The 19180-nt window shown below is 72.3% G+C and carries 17 protein-coding genes and 1 pseudogene; 10 read left to right on the top strand and 8 right to left on the bottom strand.

The window, feature by feature from the left end:
• Positions 1-150: 150 nt before the first annotated feature.
• The gene (locus O7632_RS20750; protein ID WP_278120244.1) at positions 151-789 is read right to left on the bottom strand and encodes a hypothetical protein; all 639 of its coding nucleotides are present in this window, start codon (positions 787-789) and stop codon (positions 151-153) included.
• 381 nt (positions 790-1170) lie between these two features.
• Here O7632_RS20750 and O7632_RS20755 point away from each other — a divergent pair, with 381 nt between their 5' ends.
• Positions 1171-1515: a hypothetical protein gene (locus O7632_RS20755; protein WP_278116613.1), complete on the top strand. Its 345-nt coding sequence runs from the start codon at positions 1171-1173 to the stop codon at positions 1513-1515.
• A gap of 1424 nt (positions 1516-2939) precedes the next feature.
• Here O7632_RS20755 and O7632_RS20760 read toward each other — a convergent pair.
• The 5 genes and pseudogenes from O7632_RS20760 to aspS form a co-directional block, all read right to left on the bottom strand.
• A complete protein-coding gene (locus O7632_RS20760) occupies positions 2940-4469 on the bottom strand; it encodes a replication-associated recombination protein A (protein WP_347403586.1) in 1530 nt (509 codons plus the stop codon).
• 114 nt (positions 4470-4583) lie between these two features.
• The gene (locus O7632_RS20765; RefSeq protein ID WP_278116614.1) at positions 4584-4790 is read right to left on the bottom strand and encodes a hypothetical protein; all 207 of its coding nucleotides are present in this window, start codon (positions 4788-4790) and stop codon (positions 4584-4586) included.
• Between the two features lie 71 nt (positions 4791-4861).
• Complete coding sequence (locus O7632_RS20770) at positions 4862-6217, bottom strand: MFS transporter (protein ID WP_278116615.1); 1356 nt, start codon at positions 6215-6217, stop codon at positions 4862-4864.
• A 128-nt stretch (positions 6218-6345) separates the two neighbouring features.
• A pseudogene (locus O7632_RS20775) lies at positions 6346-6903 on the bottom strand (winged helix-turn-helix domain-containing protein); the annotation flags it as partial.
• A gap of 157 nt (positions 6904-7060) precedes the next feature.
• Positions 7061-8881: an aspartate--tRNA ligase gene (gene aspS, locus O7632_RS20780; RefSeq protein ID WP_278116616.1), complete on the bottom strand. Its 1821-nt coding sequence runs from the start codon at positions 8879-8881 to the stop codon at positions 7061-7063.
• A gap of 133 nt (positions 8882-9014) precedes the next feature.
• Here aspS and O7632_RS20785 point away from each other — a divergent pair, with 133 nt between their 5' ends.
• Positions 9015-10268: a cation:proton antiporter gene (locus tag O7632_RS20785; RefSeq protein ID WP_278116617.1), complete on the top strand. Its 1254-nt coding sequence runs from the start codon at positions 9015-9017 to the stop codon at positions 10266-10268.
• Positions 10269-10293: 25 nt separating this feature from the next.
• Here O7632_RS20785 and O7632_RS20790 read toward each other — a convergent pair whose 3' ends face one another.
• On the bottom strand, positions 10294-11049 hold the full coding sequence (locus O7632_RS20790) for a hypothetical protein (protein ID WP_278116618.1): 756 nt from the start codon (positions 11047-11049) through the stop codon (positions 10294-10296).
• A gap of 290 nt (positions 11050-11339) precedes the next feature.
• Between O7632_RS20790 and O7632_RS20795 the strand changes: the two genes are divergently transcribed.
• From O7632_RS20795 to O7632_RS20825, 7 genes are all read left to right on the top strand, one after another.
• Complete coding sequence (locus tag O7632_RS20795; protein WP_278116619.1) at positions 11340-11912, top strand: hypothetical protein; 573 nt, start codon at positions 11340-11342, stop codon at positions 11910-11912.
• A 132-nt stretch (positions 11913-12044) separates the two neighbouring features.
• Positions 12045-12347 (top strand): urease subunit gamma, encoded by a 303-nt coding sequence (locus tag O7632_RS20800; protein ID WP_278116620.1) that lies wholly within the window; start codon positions 12045-12047, stop codon positions 12345-12347.
• An 8-nt stretch (positions 12348-12355) separates the two neighbouring features.
• The gene (locus O7632_RS20805) at positions 12356-12757 is read left to right on the top strand and encodes an urease subunit beta (protein WP_278116621.1); all 402 of its coding nucleotides are present in this window, start codon (positions 12356-12358) and stop codon (positions 12755-12757) included.
• Positions 12754-14493, top strand: a complete 1740-nt coding sequence (locus O7632_RS20810; RefSeq protein WP_278116622.1) for an urease subunit alpha — start codon at positions 12754-12756, stop codon at positions 14491-14493. Before O7632_RS20805 ends, O7632_RS20810 begins: the two co-directional genes overlap by 4 nt.
• Positions 14494-14560: 67 nt before the next feature.
• Entirely contained in the window at positions 14561-15241 is a 681-nt protein-coding gene (locus O7632_RS20815) for an urease accessory UreF family protein (RefSeq protein ID WP_278116623.1), read from the top strand.
• 85 nt (positions 15242-15326) lie between these two features.
• Positions 15327-16016, top strand: a complete 690-nt coding sequence (gene ureG / locus O7632_RS20820) for an urease accessory protein UreG (protein ID WP_347403641.1) — start codon at positions 15327-15329, stop codon at positions 16014-16016.
• A gap of 40 nt (positions 16017-16056) precedes the next feature.
• Positions 16057-16839 (top strand): urease accessory protein UreD, encoded by a 783-nt coding sequence (locus O7632_RS20825; protein WP_278116624.1) that lies wholly within the window; start codon positions 16057-16059, stop codon positions 16837-16839.
• A gap of 39 nt (positions 16840-16878) precedes the next feature.
• On the opposite strand, the gene O7632_RS20830 is transcribed toward O7632_RS20825, so the two are convergent.
• Positions 16879-17736, bottom strand: a complete 858-nt coding sequence (locus tag O7632_RS20830; protein ID WP_278116625.1) for a helix-turn-helix transcriptional regulator — start codon at positions 17734-17736, stop codon at positions 16879-16881.
• Positions 17737-17865: 129 nt separating this feature from the next.
• Here O7632_RS20830 and O7632_RS20835 point away from each other — a divergent pair, with 129 nt between their 5' ends.
• Entirely contained in the window at positions 17866-18885 is a 1020-nt protein-coding gene (locus O7632_RS20835; protein ID WP_278116626.1) for an aldo/keto reductase, read from the top strand.
• Positions 18886-19180: the final 295 nt, after the last annotated feature.

Genomic DNA, 19180 nt, shown 5'->3' on the forward strand with positions numbered 1-19180 from the left:
CCTCGTTCATGAACCGCCCGGCCGTGGGCACGGACCGGTAGACGGGTCGCGCCCGCAGGCACGACCCCGCCGACACCGGTGACCGGTCCGGCTGCGGTCAGCCGGCGCCGCACCACCGTGCAGACCCTACCGTCAGTGATGGGGGTCCGCTCACGACGGTTCGGTCTCCAGGTCCAGCAGGGGGTCGTCGGTGAAGACCGGGTCGGGATCCTCACCGGTCAGCGAGGGGTCGATGCTGGGCTGCGGCTTCATCCGATCGTCACCGATGGCGTTGCGGACCTTGACCGAGACGACCGAGCCGGTGCATTCCGGCGCGCCGTCGGCCGGCACGTCGCCGCTGGTGTCGACCTCGGGCGCGCCGTCGGCCGGCGGTTCGACGGTCGGACGCTGCGCCAACAGGTCGTCGGAGCAGGCCGGCGGCCGGACCCACAGGTCGAGGGTCAGCTCGTCCCGGGTCCAACAGGTGTACTGTCCCTCCACCGGCTGCGCCGGGCAGAGCTCCACGGTCCAGGGCAGCCAACCCGCGTCACTCAACGCGGCGGTGTAGACCTGAGCGGTCTCCTCGGTGCCGCGTTCGGAGGTAATGGTCCGCTCCCGGAACCGGCAGTCGATCATGCACCAGCGGCTACCGCTGACCGCGTCGGTGCTCTCCACCGCCGCCCACGCCGGCACGTCGAGCCGGTCCAGGGAGTTGAAGACCGGATCCCGGGTGGCCGCGCGGATGCCGAAGTAGAGCGGCAACGCCGCCAGCACCAGCACGGCGATCATGATCAGGGCGATCGCGCGCAGTCGTCGGTGCTGCCCGCCGGATTCGGTCTCCGAGTCGGCGGGTGAGTCACCGGCGTCGGTCGCGGGCGACACGACGGGCGACCCGGCGGACGGCGGCGCGGCAGGCTGACGCACGATCAGGGCGGTCGCGGCCCGATCGGCATGCGGGTCGCCCGCTCGGCCGGTCGGACCAGGCCGGCCGGCGTCACTCGGACCCCGGCCGGGCGGCGCCGACACCGGACGCGAACCCGGGCCAGCGCCGGTCGGCGGCAGGCCACCGGACCGCACCGGTACGGCGGCGGCCGATGCCCGGGCCACCGGGACACCGGCGCCAGAGGTCGGGCGGGGCGAAGGGCCGATCGGCCGGGCCGCGCCACGAGGTCCGCTGTCGGGCGTGGCCGCTTGCCCAGCCTGAGCTGGCGCACCGCCACCCAGGTCGGGGCGACCTGGTCGACCGGTGTCCGGCCGGGGACCGCCGCCCGGGCGTCCGTCCGGGGCCGTACCCGCCGGGTCGACGGCTGCTCGGCCCGGGCCACCACCACGCGTTGGCGGACCGGCCAGGGTCGACGGCGACGGGCCGGCCGGCCGGTTGACCGGACGCTGGCCGCGATCCCCCGGCTCCGCCGGTGGACGGCTCTGACCCGGCGACGACGCGCCAGCGGGGCCGGGCACCACCGGGGGTACGAGATTGTCCCGGATGGCTGCCCGGCCTGGCGGCGGTCCTGGCGGCGGACCGGCCGCTGGTGACACCGGCCTGGCCGGCGCACCCGGGCTCGGGCTCAGGCTAGGACTCGGGCTCGGGCCAGGACCGATGCGAGGTGCCGGCCCGGGGCTGGGGCGGGGGCCAGGTGCCGCCTGCTGGCCAGGAAAGCGTTCCGACTGTTGACCGGGGAAGTATGGACGTCCGCGCCCCGCCGGTTCCGTCGGGGCGGACGAGTGCCGGCCACCGCCGGGGGAATCCGGTCCCCCACCGGTCCGCTCTGGTACGGCCCGCCCTGGTACGGCCCGGTCGGGCATCGCTCGATCGGGCATGGCCCGGTCGGGCATGGCTCGATCGGGCATGGCTCGATCGGGCATGGCTCGATCGGGCATGGCTCGATCGGGCATGGCTCGATCGGGCATGGCTCGATCGGGCATGGCTCGATCGGGCATGGCTCGATCGGGCATGGCTCGATCGGGCATGGCTCGATCGGCGGGCGGGGCGGCGGCTGCCGGGTCCGGCGGTTCCGGGGCCCGGCGGCGCCCTACCGGTGGCGCACCCGTCGGTGGTGCCTGTGGCGGCGACCGATCAGGAGCACGGCTGGCTCCACCGGCGGACGGGCCGGTCTCGAATCCAGGGAAGGACCCGCCCGACAGACCATCGATCGGTCCACGGGCAGGGCCGGTCGGGGGGACGCTGGTCGGCCGCCGACCGGCGGTGGGCTCGTTCGATGGCGTCCGGTCCCGTTCGGGGACGGGCAGCGGCGGCGCGTTGCCGGACTGCGGGACCATGGGGGCCGCCGGAGCAGGTGACCCGGGTGCGCGCTGGGCCGTCGCGGCGTGTGGCGGCGGGCCGGGCGGCCCGCTGGTCGGCCTTGGCGGACGGTAGCGGTCCTGCCCGGTTCGTGGTTCGTCCGGTGACGCTGGCGGACCGGGGCGGTACGTGGGTGGCTGGCCGGCGGCCGGCGGGCCAGACCGGGGGTCGACCTGCCGGGCGCCGGCCGCCCTGGGATCGACTTGTCGGGCACCGGCCGACCTGGGATCGAACTGGCGGGCGGCATCGTCGGTGCCACGCGAACTCGTCGCGCGGGGGTCCACCTGTTGCGGTCGACGCCCCGGCCCCCCGCCAGCGGGTGAGCCGTTCGATCCGGGCGCGTCCCGGTCCGGCGCCGTACCGGCACGTGGCGCGCTCGGCCCGTGGGGTGACGTCGGCGGCGGGGCAGGCGGTCGGGCGGGCGCTGCGGGCGAAGCCGGCGCGGCGCGTACGGCGGCCGACGGTGGGCTGGCCGACTCCACCGCGCCGGGTCCGATGTCGACCCGCTGTTCCTTGGCCGTACGCAGGTCGTCGAGCCAGCCGGTCTCCTCGCCGCTCACCTCTTCTTCGACCTGCGCCGCCCGGCCCCATCGACGGCCCTTGGCCTTGGGCTCCCGACGCTCGTCGGGATTGTCGGGCCGATCAGAACCGCGCGCTCTCACTGCTGTTCCTCCCCGGCAGTCGTGCTGCCGCTGTCATCATCGGACGCCACACCAGGTTCGGTCATCGGACCGGCGGTGCCACGGACGATCCGGCGGAGCACCGGCAGGCGGGCGGCGACCGTGCGCTCCGCGCCGTGCTCGGTCGGCTGGTAGTAGTCGACCCCAGCGAGTTCGTCCGGCGGATACTGCTGGGTGACGACGCCTCGATGATCGTCGTGTGGATAACGGTAGCCGCGCCCGTGTCCGAGACCACGCGCCCCCGAGTAGTGGCCGTCGCGCAGGTGGGCCGGCACCGCTCCGCCCCGGCCGGCCCGTACGTCGGCGACGGCGGCCGACAGCGCGGTGGTAGCCGAGTTGGACTTGGGCGCGGTGGCCAGGTGGATCACCGCCTGGGCCAGGTTGAGCTGCGCTTCCGGGAGCCCGACGTACTCGACGGCGTGGGCGGCGGCGGTGGCGACCGACAGTGCGCCGGGGTCCGCCATGCCGATGTCCTCGCTGGCGAAGATCACCATGCGGCGGGCGATGAAGCGGGCGTCCTCGCCGGCGACCAGCATCCGCGCCAACCAGTGCAGTGCGGCGTCCACGTCCGAGCCGCGCAGGCTCTTGATGAACGCGCTGGTGATGTCGTAGTGGGCGTCGCCGTCGCGGTCGTAGCGCACCGCCGCGACGTCGATCGCCTGCTCGGCGGTGTCGAGATCGATCTCGTCCAGTTCGCGGGCTGCCGCAGCGGACGCCGCCGCCTCCAGCGCGGTCAACGCCTTGCGGACGTCGCCGCCGGCCAGCCGTACCAGGTGGTCTTCGGCGGGCTGGGCCAGGCGTACGGCCCCGGCCAGACCGCGCTCGTCGGTCATCGCTCGCCGGAGCAGGCCACGGACCGCGTCGTCACCCAGCGGCCGGAGGGTAAGCAAGACACAACGCGACAATAGTGGCGATATTACCGAGAAGTGGGGATTTTCCGTCGTGGCCGCCAGCAGCGTCACGGTGCGGTCCTCCACCGCCGCCAGCAACGAATCCTGCTGGGTCTTGCTGAACCGGTGCACCTCGTCGATGAACAGCACCGTCGGCGGTCCGCCGGTACGTCGCTGCCGGCGGGCCTCGTCGATCACCGCCCGGACGTCCTTGACCCCGGCCGACAGTGCCGACATGGCCACGAACCGGCGGTCGGTCGCCCGCGCGACGAGATGCGCCACGGTCGTCTTGCCGCAGCCGGGTGGGCCCCACAGGATCACCGACATCGGTGCGCTGCCGGTGACCAGCTGGCGCAACGGGGACCCCGGGGCGAGCAGGTGTTCCTGCCCCACCAACTCGTCGATGGTCGCCGGACGCATCCGTACCGGCAGGGGCGCGGCCTCGCCACCGGAAGCCCGATCGGAACCACCGGGAGTCGGACCAGTGCCGGGGCCAGAGCCGCCGGGGGGCGGGCTGAAATCACCGAGTCCGTGCTCCGCGCCCATGCCACCCGCAGCGGGCCGCGCGCCGCGCGGCCCACCCGAAGCGGGATAGGAGAAGAGGACGTCGGACTCCATCAGCAAGACAGTACCGGCCCGATCTCGCCTGCCGGAAATGCACCGAGATCGGACCGACACCGCCACTCGATCAACGCCTACGCTGCGCCAAGGCGGGTTGACGCTATGCCAGGCTCAGCCCCGACCGGGACGACGTCCGCGATACCACCGGCCGCCGCCGGTCCCACCACGGCCGACGCCGGCGAAGAACAACGCCAGGCAGAGCAATCCGATCAGCACCAGCGTGTTCCAGTTGAACAGCTCCGGCGCACCGAGATCGGTGTTGAGCAGGTCGAGAAGCAGAGCGAAACCAAAGACGACCGCCGCGACGATGGCGAGCATGAAATCCTCCTGGGGGTTCAGTCGGTCGCCCACTCCATACCCACCCGTGACCTCGACCAATCCAGGTTGGACTAGGGTGCCGCCGACACGACCTCGCCCGCCGATCCGTCCCGGCCCGCCGGTTCGCGTCGGGCTGGTCCGGCCCGATGGGCGGACGGCGACGGGTGCGACGGGGTCCGCCGCGCCGCCAGATAGAGCGGCGCGGCGGCGGCCAGCACCACGGCACCGACCAGCATCGCCAGACTGACCGACGTCGCGCCGGCGATTGCCAGCAACACCACCCCGCCGAGCGCGCCGGCCGGCTGCGCGACCATCGAGTTGAGCGAGACCACACTGGTCCGGTGCCGGCCGTCCACCTGCCGGTGCAGCAGACCCAGATGTACGGGGTTCGACGCGCCGTGCACGGCGTAGCAGGCCAGATATGCCGCGACCACCCCGAACGGCCCGGCGAGCAACGCCATGCCGACCACCGTCGCCCCTTGGAGCAGGCGCAGCGCGGCAGCGGTCAGCGGCGCACCGATCCGCCGGCTGGCCATCGGCACCAGCGCCGCGCCGCCGGCCGACGCCAGCCAGGCGACGGCACCGACCGGGCCGAGCAGCGCCGCCGCGTTGTCGGCATCGCCGGTCACCTCGGCCAGGCGTACCGGCATCAGCGTCTCGAACGAGATCATGCCGAAACCCCAGAACAGCTCGACCGAGACCAAGGCGACCAGGATCCGGGAGCGGCGCAGCAGCCGCAGTGCGCCGAGCACCACGGTCGGTACCTGCCGGACCGACGTACCGAACGACGACAAGCCGGCCGGCTGTCCCCCAGCGACGGACGCCCCGGCCGCCGGCCGGGCCTCGACCAGCAGCCATGCCAGGCCGACGAGGCCGACGACCTGCAGCAGCCCGGCGACCACCACCGGTCCGGTCAACGCGCTGACCGGACCGACCGGCCCGAGAGCCACCAGAGCGCCGGCGGCCAGCGCACCGGCGGCGATCGCCACACCGGCCACCACGCCGCCGTGGCTCAGGCCGTCCTCGTACCGCGCGTCCGGGTCGGCGGCCAGCGTCGCGTCGACGTACCAGGACTCCAGTGGCCCGCTTTCCAACGCTCGGTAGACACCCTGCAGGAGCAGCACGGCGACGAACAGGCCGAACGAGTCGGCGACCACGAGCACCGTCAGCGACGCCAGGTTGGCCAGGGCCGCGCCGACCAGCACCGGCTTACGGCCGACCGCGTCCGCCAGGCCGCCGGTCGGCAACTCCAGCAGCAGTACGGTGAACCCTTGGAACGCGACGACCAGGCCGATCTGGGCCAGGGTGAGCCCGCGTTCCAGCATCAGTAGCACCATGACCGGGATCAGTAGCCCGGTGGGCGCCCACCGCAGTGCGTGCAGGACCAGGTAGCGCTGGTGGACCTGGCCGGCGGTCAGCGTGGTCACGGCTCGTCCCCCGCCGGCCCGCCCCGCTCGCCCAGGTCACCGGAGACGTCCGGCCCGCCCCGTTCGCCCGAGGTGTCCGGCTCGTCACCGCCGTCGCCGCCGTCATCCGTGCCGCCCTTGACGACCCGGGGGAAGGCGTACCGGTAGAGCAGCACCTGCTCGGCCTGCCCATCGCCGGGACCGGGGTCGGTGCGGTAGCGCTCGACGACCGCTTCGATGTCGGTGTTGAGTCGCCGCAACTGGTCGGCGGTGAGGGTCAGCCGGGTGTCGGAGTAGTCGGCCGCCTCGCGCCATTGGGCCGAGTAGCCGTCGCGGGCGGTGTGCCAGTCCTCGGCGTGCTGGACGAACACTTGCAAAAAATAGCTGTTGAGCCAGTCGGCGGCCGCACGGGCGTCCGGGTCGGCGTCGAAGGCCGTGTTGTGCCAGGCGGTGACCTGGTGCACCGACCGCCACCAGCGTTCCCGGCCGGTGCCCTTGGCAGGTTCTTCCCGTACCAGCCCGGCGTCGGCGAGCTTGCGCAGGTGGTAGCTGGTGGCGCCGGTGTTGGTGCCCAGCTCGCGGGCCAGGGCGGTGGCGGTCGCCGGGCCGTCCAGGCGCAGCGCGCCCAGCAGCCGCAGCCGCAGCGGGTGGGCCAGGGTGCGGACCTGGTCACCGGTGAGCCAGACCGTCGACAGTTGCTCGTCCATGTTGTGCAGACTAACTATGCAAAGGAAGTGTGCACAACTTCTTTGCAGAGAACCTGTGCAAAGAAGTTGTGCATCTCGGTCGGCGGAGCCGGAGACACCGGTGGGCCCGGGTGCGTGTACGCACCCGGGCCCACCCGCTCAACCGCGAATCAGCAGATCAGGACGGCTCCACCGGGGCCGCCACGCCGGCCGTACCGGCCGCCGGGGTCGGCGCGACACCGGCCGGCGGCTTCGGCTTCGCGTCCACCCCGGCCTCCGCCCGCTGCTGGGCGGTGATCGGCGTCGGCGCCTGGGTCAACGGGTCGAAGCCGCCCCGGGTCTTCGGGAACGCGATCACCTCACGGATCGAGTCCACCCCGGCCAGCAGCATGCAGATCCGGTCCCAGCCGAACGCGATACCGCCGTGCGGCGGCGGGCCGTACTTGAACGCCTCCAGCAGGAAGCCGAACTTGTCCGACGCCTCCTGCTCGGTGATGCCCAGCAGGTCGAAGACCCGCCGCTGGACGTCCGCCCGGTGGATACGGACCGAGCCGCCGCCGATCTCGTTGCCGTTGCAGACGATGTCGTACGCGTACGCCAAGGCCTCGCCGGGCGCGCCGTCGAAACGGTCCAGCCACTCGTCGGTCGGCGAGGTGAACGGGTGGTGCACCGCCGTCCAGCCGCCCTCCTCGGTCGGCTCGAACATCGGCGCGTCCACCACCCAACAGAACGCCCACGCGCTCTCGTCGATCAGGCCGGACCGGCGGGCGATCTCGATCCGGGCCGCGCCGAGCAGTTCCTGCGCCTCCCGCCGGTCGGTCGAAGCGGCGAAGAAGATCGCGTCACCGGGCTTGGCGCCGACCGCGTCGGCCAGCCCGCCCAGGTGCTCGGCCGACAGGTTCTTCGCCACCGGGCCGCGCGGCTCGCCGGTCTCGGCGTCCAGCACCACGTACGCCAACCCGCGCGCACCGCGCGCCTTGGCCCAGTCCTGCCAGCCGTCGAGCTCCTTGCGGGTCTGCGCGGCACCACCGGGCATCACCACCGCGCCGACGTAGCCGCCCGCGTCGATCGCCCCGGCGAACACCCGGAACGCCGTACCGCGCAGGAAGTCGGTCAGCTCGGTCAGCTCCACCCCGTAGCGCAGGTCGGGCTTGTCCGAGCCGTACCGGTCCATCGCCTCGTGCCAGGTGATCCGCGGCACCGGGCCGGTGATCTCGTGCCCGGCCAGTTCCCGCCACAACGCGCCGACGATCGACTCGCCCAGCTCGATCACGTCGTCCTGGGTGACGAACGACATCTCGATGTCCAGCTGGGTGAACTCCGGCTGCCGGTCGGCCCGGAAGTCCTCGTCGCGGTAGCAGCGGGCGATCTGGTAATAGCGCTCCATCCCGGCGACCATCAGCAGCTGCTTGAACAGCTGCGGCGACTGCGGCAGGGCATACCAGGTGCCGGGCTGCAGCCGCACCGGCACCAGGAAGTCCCGGGCACCCTCGGGCGTCGACCGGGTCAGCGTCGGCGTCTCGATCTCCACGAAGTCACGGTCGTGCAGCACCGTACGGGCGATCTGGTTGGCCCGCGACCGCAGCCGCAACGCCCCCGCCGGCCCGCTGCGCCGCAGGTCCAGGTAGCGGTACCGCAGCCGGACGTCGTCGCCGGCGTCGACCTGGTCGTCGATCGGCAACGGCAGCGGCGCGGCCTCCGACAGCACGGTCAACTCGGTCGCGGTCACCTCGACCTCGCCGGTGGCCAGCTCCGGGTTGTCGTTGCCCTCCGGACGGCGGTCGACGGTGCCGGTCACCCGGACGCAGAACTCGTTGCGCAGCGCGTGCGCCAGCTGCATCTCCTCGCGGAACACCACCTGCACCACGCCGGAGGCGTCGCGCAGGTCGACGAAGATGACACCGCCGTGGTCGCGCCGGCGGGCCACCCAACCAGCGAGCGTCACCGTCGTGCCGGCGTGCGTCGCGCGCAGGCTGCCGGCGTCATGGGTACGAATCACGGCACGGAACTCCTCATCGCGGGTACGGACTGCATCCCGCATTGTGTCAGCCCGTCCGGTGGGCGTCCGCGCCGATCCCGGCCGGCCGGCATACCATCACCGGGCCTGCCACCCTGGTGTCCGCGGAGTCGCCATGCTGCTGTTGAGTTTCGCCGCCGTACTGCTGCTCGCCGTGCTGCTGTCGGCGCTGGCGCATCGGACGATCCTGTCCACGGCGGCGCTGTTCCTGGTGGCCGGCTTCCTGCTCGGGCCGGAAACCACCGGTGTGTTGGACGTGGGTGCCGACTCGTCGATCGTCAACACCCTGGCCGAGCTGGCGCTGTTCGCCGTCCTGTTCACCGACGGCATGCGGGTCGGCTGGCAGGATCTGCGCTCGGCCTGGCGGCTGCCTGGCCGGGCCCTGGGCTGGGGACTGCCGCTCACCCTGGTGATCACCGCGCTGCTGGCCCACTACGTCGCCGGACTGGGCTGGGCCGAGTCCCTGCTGATCGGCGCCGTGCTGGCCCCGACCGACCCGGTGTTCGCCGCCGCGCTGGTCGGCAACGAGAAGGTGCCGTACCGGCTGCGGCATCTGCTCAACGTCGAGTCCGGGGTCAACGACGGCCTCGCGCTGCCGTTCGTGATCCTGTTCTTGGCGATCGCCACCGGCTCCGGTGACCTGCACCTCGACGAACTGGCCACCGAACTCGCCGTCGGCCTGGTCATCGGGGTCGCCGTACCGGCGGCCGCCATTGCCCTGGAACGGACCCGGTGGTTCGCCGCGTCGGCCCTGTACGCGCCGCTCAACGGGGTGGCCATCGGACTGCTGGTGCTGGCGCTCGGCCAGGCCACCCACGGCAACCTGTTCCTGGCCGCGTTCGCCGCCGGCAGCACCATCGCCACCTTCGGCCCCCGTCAGCGGGCGGCCTTCGAACACTTCGGCGAAACCGTCTCCGAGCTGTTGAAGCTGGCCGCGCTGCTGGTCTTCGGCGCGCTGATCTCGATCGAGTTCCTCGGCGAGATCTCCTGGCCGGGATGGGTCTTCGCGGTGCTGGCCATCTTCGTCGCCCGGCCGGTGGCGCTGGCGATCGCGTTCCTGCGCTCCGGGCTCGCGCCCCGGGAACAGGCGGCGGCCATGTGGTTCGGCCCGAAGGGCTTCGCCTCGGTGGTGTACGGCCTGATCGTGCTCAAGTCCGGGATCGACGCCGCCGACGAGGTGTTCCACCTGGTCGCCCTGACCATCGTGCTCTCCATCCTGCTGCACTCGTCGACCGACGTGGTGATCGCCAACGCCTTCGACGACGAACGGGACACCCCGGCCTGGCACGAGCGCTTCCGCCGTACCCGTACCACGCCCGACCCGCCGACGCCTGAAGCCACTCACCCGGACGGGGGCCATCCGAGCTGACGTCGAATGGCCCCGTCGCAGGCCCTCACCCCGGGATCTTCCATGCGTCCATGCGCAGGCTGACGTCCCCGTCAGGGGAGTCCCCGGTGATTTCCAACAGCACGACAAGCTGTGCCCTGCCCGAGTTGACGGCTGCGGCACGGCTCGTCCAGAGGCAGAGCACCACACCTTGCTGCACCGGCACCTGCGCCTCGGCGCCGAGCGGGGCCATGCGGATCTGTTCCGAGCAGTCATGCGGAGTGAGCCCTGGTCCGTCGACCTTGCTGCCGCGTACGTCCCGGCCGAGCACCAGGTTGGCCTGCGGGTTGCCGTAAGAGGCCCGCAGCGTGATGTCCGCCTCGGACGACGGCACGTCGGCCCGCGGCTCGTCCAGGTCGGCGTGCATGCTGGTGTTGTTGCCGGATACCCGCAGCGTCAGTAGCTGCTGCGGGTAGTGGATCGCGTACTGAGTCTGCGCGTCGAGCGTCGGCTGCGCGGTCGGATCGACCGACGGCACACCGTCGGGCGGTCCAGAGGGCTCCGGCCCGTCCGGCGTCGCGGAGGCCTCGATCGTCGGCTTCGCGCCCGGCTCCGACCCACCGCCACCGCCGTCCCGTGCAGTCATCGCATCGACCTCGCCCGCCGTCTGTAGAGCGATCACTATCGACGTGGCGGCGAGCGCCAACGCGACCACCGCGAGCACCACCGACACCGCGACCAGCAGCCGCTGGAGCCGGCCGGTCGGTCGCCGCGACGAAGAGGCACTGGAAATCGTCGACGGGCTGTCTCCAGAAATCGACATCTGACTCCTCCATACGCCATCGGCCAGGGACGGCCGACAATCACTCAGAGACCTCACCAGCCGCGCGCACCGTCCGACCGCCGACGTACTCGGAGAGGTCACCGAGCCAGTTGATTGATCGAGTAGTGCAATGGTGGCACGGCGCCACAATCATCTTCCGCGACCCCGATGGACGAACCATGCCTGACAATGGCAAATCCGCAGGTGAAGACCCTGGCCGACCACGTCGGCGGGTGCGGAGAGCATCCGAACGGCTGGCGTTGGCCGGCCTGGTGGTCACCGTAGTGGGGGTGATCGTCGCAGTGTTCGCCTGGCGCTTTCCAGTCGTACAACAGGCGACACCAGCGCCGACGGGGTCGATCGATCCATCGGTGACGGTGCCGGCGGGCGCGTCGCCCGGCGCTCCTCAGGACGGTTCACCGGCCACGACCGGGGTCGAATACCTTTCCGCGCTCCCAGCTCATGCTGGCACCACCAATCTGACGGAACTTCCACGCGAGCTACGGAAGACCGCCGGATTCGAACGAGCCATCGTGATCAAATGCCCGAGCAACCAGAGCAATGACAAGATCAGCGAGGTCACTTATCAGCTCTTCGGTCGATTCGACACGTTCCAGGCGACTGTTCGGCCGTATTTCGAGAGCCAGCCGGATGCCCGGATGCACGTCGAGGTCCTAGTCGGCGAACGCACTCGCGACGGCGGCCTGGCGTGGGCAGTCGGCGGGGGACAGTACGAAGCGAACGCCGAAGAGCCCAAACCGGTCAGCGCGGTCGTCGAGGGGATGCAGGAGCTAGAGATCCAGGTGCAGTGCCAGCTGCCGGACGGGGTGGCGATCCTGGTCGACGCCGCCTTGTACGAGTGACCGACCCCGCCCTAGCTGCGCAGGTGGGGTCGCCGGCCCAGTGAGTCGGATACGAGTACGTAACGTGATTGAAATGTCAGAATGCCAGCATCTGGCACGACCCAGGTCTCGATCGCTCATGGAGGTCCGGTTTTGTTTCTCACCCGGCACGAGCAGGAGCGACTGCTCATCCACGTCGCAGCGGACGTGGCCTGGAAACGCCGTGAGAGGGGCATCCGGCTCAACCACCCGGAGGCGACCGCGGTGATCACCGCCTTCCTGTTGGAAGGTGCCCGGGACGGCCGCAGCGTGGCGGAGCTGATGGAGGCCGGGCGTCACGTGCTCGGCCGCGAGGACGTGCTCGACGGAGTGCCGGAGATGCTCCCCGAGGTGCAGGTGGAAGCCACCTTCCCCGACGGGACCAAGCTGGTGACCGTACACGAGCCGATCTCCTAGGAGCGCAAGTGAGTGCACCACCCACGCCGTCGGGCACCGACGGCGGCCCAGTCGTTCCCGGCGAAGTCATCCCCGGCGACCGGCCGATCGTCCTCAACTCCGGTCGGCCGGTGCTGACCCTGGCCGTGGTCAACACCGGGGACCGGCCGGTGCAGGTCGGTTCGCACTACCACTTCGCCGAGGCCAATCCGGCGCTGGACTTCGACCGGGCCGCCGCCTGGGGTCACCGGCTGGCGGTGGCCGCCGGCACGTCGGTACGGTTCGAGCCCGGCGTGGACCGCGAGGTCACCCTGGTGCCGTTCGGCGGTCGGCGGATCGTGGCCGGCCTGCGCGGCGAATGCGCCGGCGAGTTGGACGGACGGGGCCCGGCCACGGCGGCGGGCACCGACGAGGCGGGAGGCCCGGCGTGAGCACCCTGGACCGACGGCGGTACGCCGCCCTGCTGGGACCGACCGCCGGTGACCGGATCCGGCTGGCCGACACCAACCTGCTGATCGAGGTCGAGGAGGACCGCTGCGCGCCGCGCGGCGCCGACGGCACCCCCGCGTACGGCGACGAGGTGGTCTTCGGCGGTGGCAAGGTGATCCGCGAGTCGATGGGTCAGTCCCGGGCGACCCGCGCCGAGGGCGCCCCGGACACGGTGATCACCGGTGTGGTGGTGCTGGACCACTGGGGCATCGTCAAGGCCGACGTCGGCATCCGCGACGGCCGGATCGTGGCGCTCGGCAAGGCCGGCAACCCGGACACCATGGACGGCGTACATCCGGATCTGGTGATCGGGCCGGGCACCGAGATCATCGCCGGCAACGGCAAGATCCTCACCGCCGGGGCGATCGACAGCCACGTCCATCTGATCTGTCCGCAGGTCCTGGAGACGGCGCTGGCCAGCGGCGTCACCACGATCATGGGTGGCGGGACCGGACCGGCCGAGGGCACCAAGGCGACCACGGTCACCCCGGGTCCGTGGCATCTGGGCATGATGTTCGCCGCGCTGGACCCGTGGCCGGTCAACGTGCTGCTGCTCGGCAAGGGCAACACGGTCAGCGAAGACTCGATGTGGGAGCAGCTGCGCGGCGGTGCCGGCGGCTTCAAGCTGCACGAGGACTGGGGCACCACGCCGGCGGCGATCGACGCCTGTCTGCGGGTGGCCGACGCGTCCGGGGTCCAGGTGGCGATCCACACCGACACCCTCAACGAAGCCGGGTACGTCGAGTCGACGCTGGCGGCGATCGCCGGCCGGTCGATTCACGCGTACCACACCGAAGGGGCCGGTGGCGGGCACGCGCCGGACATCATGCGGGTGGCGGCCGAGCCGAACGTGCTGCCGTCGTCGACCAACCCGACCCGCCCGCACACCCGTAACACCCTCGACGAGCACCTCGACATGCTGATGGTCTGCCACCATCTCAATCCGAGCGTGCCGGAGGACCTGGCGTTCGCCGAGAGCCGGATCCGGCCGTCCACGATGGCCGGTGAGGACATCCTGCACGACCTGGGCGCGATCTCGATGATCGGCTCTGACTCGCAGGCGATGGGCCGGGTCGGCGAGGTGATCCTGCGGACCTGGCAGACGGCGCACGTGATGAAGGCTCGCCGGGGCGCGTTGCCCGGCGACGGCGCCGCCGACAACATGCGGGCCCGGCGGTACGTCGCCAAGTACACGATCTGTCCGGCGGTGGCGCACGGCCTGGAAGGCGAGATCGGCTCGGTGGAGCCGGGCAAGCTGGCTGACCTGGTGCTGTGGGATCCGGTCTTCTTCGGCGTACGGCCGCAGGTGGTGATCAAAGGCGGCATGATCGCCTGGGCGCAGATGGGTGACGCGAACGCGTCGATTCCGACCCCGCAGCCGATGCTGCCGAGGCCGATGTTCGGCGCGTACGGCACCGTTCCGGCCGCGACCAGCCTGGCGTTCGTGGCCCCGGTGGCGATCGACGACAACCTCGGTGACCGGCTCAACGGGGTCCGCCGCCGGCTCGCCCCGGTGGCCGACACCCGGGGTCGGGGCAAGGCGGACATGCCGCTCAACGACGCCACCCCACGGATCGAGATCGACGCGGACACCTTCACCGTCCGGATCGACGGGGAGACCGTGGAGGCGGCTCCGGCGACGGAGCTGCCGATGGCTCAGCGCTACTTCCTGTTCTGATGACCGGCCGACGTGCGATGACTGGCCGACGTGCGATGAGCGGCCGGCTTCCGACGACCGGTGGAGCATGAGCGGGCTCGCCACGCTGCTGGTGCTCGCCGACGGCCGGTTGCCGTCCGGCGCGCACGCGCACTCCAGCGGTCTGGAGGCGGCGGTGGTCGCCGGCCGGGTCAAGGACCTGGACACCCTGGCCGGGTTCCTGACCGGGCGGCTGGCCACCGGTGGGCGCACCGCCGCCGCGTTCGCGGCTGCCGCGGCCGGCGCACCGACCTCCGACGCCGCCTCCGGGGGCGCGACGGCCAGGCTGGACGCGCTCGACGACGGGCTCGACGCCCGTACCCCGTCGCCGGCGCTGCGCCGCGCGTCGCGGACCCAGGGCCGGGCGTTGCTGCGGGCCGGCCGGGGCATCTGGGCGATGCCGGCCGGCGGCCGACGGGACCGCCACCAGCCGGTGGCGCTCGGCGTGGTGACCGCCGCCGCCGGGCTCGGTCCGGCGCAGGCGGCGCTGACCGCCGCGTACGGTGCGGTCACCGGCCCGGCCAGCGCCGCCGTGCGGCTGCTCGGCCTCGACCCGTACGCGGTGCACGGGCTGCTGGCCCGGCTCGCCCCGCAGATCGACGCGGTCGCCGCCGAAACGGCGGCCATGGCGGACTGGCCGGTCGACGACCTGCCCGCCGGGTCGGCCCCGATCCCGGAGGTCGACGCCGAACACCATGCCACCTGGGAGGTGCGTCTCTTTGCGTCCTGAACCTCACGTCCATGCCACCGGCGATGCCGCCGAACCGCACGCGCACGTCGGCGGGAGCGTCCCGCACGTACACGACGAAGGCGAGGTGCCGCACACCCACCCGGAGCCGGGCGTCGACCCGCACCCGCCGAGGGTGCCCGACGGCTCCCCCGCCCTGCGGATCGGCATCGGCGGGCCGGTCGGCTCCGGCAAGACGGCGCTGGTCGCCGCGCTGTGCCGGGCGCTCGCCGACGAGCTGCGGCTCGCCGTGGTCACCAACGACATCTACACCACGGAGGACGCCGATTTCCTGCTGCGCAACGGGGTGTTGCCGGCGGAGCGGGTCCGGGCGGTGGAGACCGGCTGCTGCCCGCACACGGCGATCCGGGACGACATCTCGGCCAACCTGGACGCGATCGAGGAGCTGTCCGAGCAGTTGGGCACGCTCGACCTGGTGCTGGTGGAGTCTGGTGGCGACAACCTGACGGCCACGTTCAGCCGGGGCCTGGTCGATCAGCAGATCTTCGTGGTCGACGTGGCCGGCGGCGACAAGGTGCCGCGTAAGGGCGGGCCGGGGGTCAGCACCGCCGACCTGCTGGTGATCAACAAGACGGATCTGGCGCCGCTGGTCAACGCCGATCTGTCGGTGATGCAGCGTGACGCCGCCGCCCGCCGGGGCGATCTGCCGACGGTGTTCCTGTCGCTGGTGCGCGACCCCAAGGCGACGCCGGTCGCGGACTGGATCCGGGGGCTGCTGCGCGAGCGGGCCCAGGCGTCGGCGGCGGTCGCCGGCTGATGGGTCGGCACAGCGACCGGTCGGCGAGGGTGAGCGGCTGATGCGCGCTCGCGCGCGGCTGGTCGCCGAGGTCGACGCCACCGGGCGGACCCGGCTGGCCAGCCTGCGCGGCGAACCGCCGCTGGTGCTGCGCCGCACCGGCCCCCGGACGGCCGGCGACGGCGACTCCGACGCCGGTGAGGTCGAGGTCCATCTGGTCGGGGCGGCGGCCGGCCCGCTCGCCGGCGACGACCTGCGCCTGGACGTCGAGGTCGGGGCGGGGGCGCGGTTGTGCCTGCGTACGGTCGCCGCGTCGCTGGCGCTGCCCGGGGCCGGCGGCGGCCGGTCGGTGCTGGAGATGGTGGTCCGGGTCGCGGCCGGCGGGGCGCTGCGCTGGCTGCCGGAGCCGCTGATCGCCGCCGCCGGCTGTGACCACGTTTCCCGGTCGGTGGTGGAGCTGGCCGACGGGGCGTCGCTGGTGTGGCGTGAGGAACTGGTCTGCGGGCGGGCCGGCGAACCGTCCGGTGACGCCCGGATCGACACGGTCGTACGGTACGCCGGTCAGACGTTGCTGCGGACCGACCTGGCGGTGGGGCCGCGCGCGGCCGGCTGGGCCGGACCGGCGGTGCTGGCCGGGGCGAAGGCGACCGGTTCGATGCTGGTCGTGCGGCCCGAGTGGGCCGACGGTGGGGCACCGACGGCCGCCCCGCTCGGGCCGGGCGCGGCGCTGCTGCCGCTGGCCGGTGGCCCGGCGGTGCTGGTGACGGCGACCGGGCCGACCGCCCATCAGGTCCGCGCCCACCTCGACCGCGCGGCCGATCAGGCGCCGGCGGCGGTGAGCTGACACTGCCGGAGCAGATGTTCACGGCCGTACGCCGGCTTGTCACCGCTGCGCTGCTGCGGACCCGGTCTGGAACTCCTCGGTGCCGAGCACGAGCAGCAGTGCCAGCCGTTCGCGGGCGTCGTCGTCGGCCGGGGTCAGCACCAGCAGCAGCTGCCGCTGATCGGGCGTGACCAGTGTCTCGCAGTCGAGCAGGAGGCTGCCCACCTGCGGATGGACGACGGTTTTGCGGTCGGCGCGTCGGACCGCCACCTCGTGGTCGTCCCAGAGTCGCCGGAAGTCGGCGCTTGCTGACCGCAGACGCCCGACGAGCCCGGTGACCATGGGGTCGCCGCTGCGGCGGCCGGCGGTCGCCCGTAGATCGGCCACCAGCTGACGGGACTGGTGTTCCCACTCCCGCTGCGGGTGGGTGGCACGGGATTCAGGATCGGTGAACCATCGGAACACGAGGTAACGCCGGTCGCCGTGGTGGCCGGTCTGGTCTCCGGTGAGCAGCACTGACGCCCGGTTCTGGGCGAGCACCTCTCCCAGGTCGGACAGCACCAGGGCCGGCGTGTCGCGGAGCCTGTCGAGCATGCGCACCAGGCCGGCGCGGGCCAGGCGGGCTGTCCCGTCGGCGGGTGGTGGCTGGTGTCCGGCCAGGTGGAACAGGTGGTCGCGTTCGTCGTCGGACAGGCGCAACGCCCGCGACAACGCACCGAGCAACTGGGGCGACGGCTGACTGCTGCGGCCCTGTTCCAGGCGTACGACGTAGTCCACCGACATGCCGGCGAGCATCGCGACCTCCTCCCGGCGCAGTCCGGTGGTCCGCCGACGCGGACCGTCGGCAATGCCGACCTCGACCGGGCGGATCGCCCCACGGCGGCGACGCAGGAAGTCGGCGAGCTCAGCACGCTGCATGGCTCCATACTCGCGCGCGACTGGCTGACGAGCCAGGGAGCGGCTCTCCCACGACAGACGCTCCGCTCCCGTACGCCCCGGCTCCGACGCACGGTAGGTGTCACACACGTCGACGACGAAGGGAACACCATGGAGAACGTCACGATGCCGACCCGGACCCTGGGCCGGGCCGGGCCGGCGGTTTCCGCGCTGGGGCTGGGCGCGATGGGCATGTCGGGTGACGGCTACGGCCCGGCCGACCGGGCGGAGAGCATCGCCACCGTGCACGCCGCGCTGGACGCTGGCGTCACGCTGATCGACACTGGCGACTTCTACGGGGCGGGTCACAACGAGTTGCTGCTCGCCGAGGCGCTGCGCGGCCGGGACCGGGACAGCTACCTGCTGAGTGTCAAGTTCGGTGGGCTGCGTACGCCGGACCACGGGTTCGGTGGGCAGGACAATCGCCCGGAGGCGGTACGGAACTTTGTGGCGTACTCGCTGACCCGGCTGGGCACCGACTGCATCGACATCTATCGTCCGGCCCGGCTGGATCCAGCGGTGCCGATCGAGGAAACGGTGGGTGCGATCAAGGAGTTGGTCGACGCCGGGTACGTCCGGCACATCGGCCTCTCCGAGGTCGACGCGGCGACGATCCGTCGGGCGCACGCCGTACATCCGATCGTCGATCTGCAGATCGAGTACTCGCTGATCTCCCGCGCGGTGGAGGCCGAGGTCCTGCCCACCTTGCGGGAGCTGGCTATCGGCCTGACCGCGTACGGCGTGCTCGGCCGGGGGCTGATCTCCGGGCACTGGAGCACCGACTACACCGCCGGTCCCGGCGACTTGCGCGGGCTCGGTCTGATCCCCCGGTTCGCCGACGGAAACGTGGAGCACAACCTGGCCCTGGTGGAGGCGCTGCGCCGGGTCGCCGGGGCCAAGGGGTGCACCGTCGCCCAGTTGGCGATCGCCTGGGTGGCCGCGCAAGCTGCGGACATCGTCCCGCTGGTCGGCGCACGTACCCGGGAACGGCTGGCCGAGGCGTTGCCGGCGGCGCGGTTGCACCTCACCGCCGACGACCTCGCCGAGATAGAGCAGGCGGTGCCGAAGGGCTCGGCGCGGGGCGACCGCTATCCGTCGGCGTTCATGGCCAGCCTCGGCGTCGGTAACTGAACGAAGTCGTGACCAGGCGGTGAATCTGGTCGCTCCGCTGCTGTTGCGGCAGGCCGAACAGGAGCCAGGGCATCCGTTCCTGCGGGGCTACCGGTCGGCCGCCGGCGACGAGGCGGTCGATCTCGACGACGCGGCGGTACGTCGTCGACTGGCCCTTTACCGGATGCACCTCATACCTGGTGATGCTGGTGGAGATGCCGAGCCGGCAGATGACCGACCCGGCACGCTCGGAGTTCCTCACCGACCTGCTGATGCGGGAGCTCACCGCCGCGTCCGGCCGGGCTTAGTACTGCAA

Origin of the sequence: Solwaraspora sp. WMMD406 (genome assembly GCF_029626025.1) — a bacterium.
In the GTDB taxonomy this organism is placed as follows: Bacteria; Actinomycetota; Actinomycetes; order Mycobacteriales; family Micromonosporaceae; genus Micromonospora_E.

Excerpts from the sequence above, each read along its gene's own strand:
- O7632_RS20760 (WP_347403586.1), bottom strand. The coding sequence starts at position 4,469 with ATGGAGTCCGACGTCCTCTTCTCCTATCCCGCTTCGGGTGGGCCGCGC.
- O7632_RS20765 (WP_278116614.1), bottom strand. The coding sequence starts at position 4,790 with ATGCTCGCCATCGTCGCGGCGGTCGTCTTTGGTTTCGCTCTGCTTCTC.
- O7632_RS20785 (WP_278116617.1), top strand. The coding sequence starts at position 9,015 with ATGCTGCTGTTGAGTTTCGCCGCCGTACTGCTGCTCGCCGTGCTGCTG.
- O7632_RS20790 (WP_278116618.1), bottom strand. The coding sequence starts at position 11,049 with ATGTCGATTTCTGGAGACAGCCCGTCGACGATTTCCAGTGCCTCTTCG.
- O7632_RS20815 (WP_278116623.1), top strand. The coding sequence starts at position 14,561 with ATGAGCGGGCTCGCCACGCTGCTGGTGCTCGCCGACGGCCGGTTGCCG.
- O7632_RS20825 (WP_278116624.1), top strand. The coding sequence starts at position 16,057 with ATGCGCGCTCGCGCGCGGCTGGTCGCCGAGGTCGACGCCACCGGGCGG.
- O7632_RS20830 (WP_278116625.1), bottom strand. The coding sequence starts at position 17,736 with ATGCAGCGTGCTGAGCTCGCCGACTTCCTGCGTCGCCGCCGTGGGGCG.
- O7632_RS20835 (WP_278116626.1), top strand. The coding sequence starts at position 17,866 with ATGGAGAACGTCACGATGCCGACCCGGACCCTGGGCCGGGCCGGGCCG.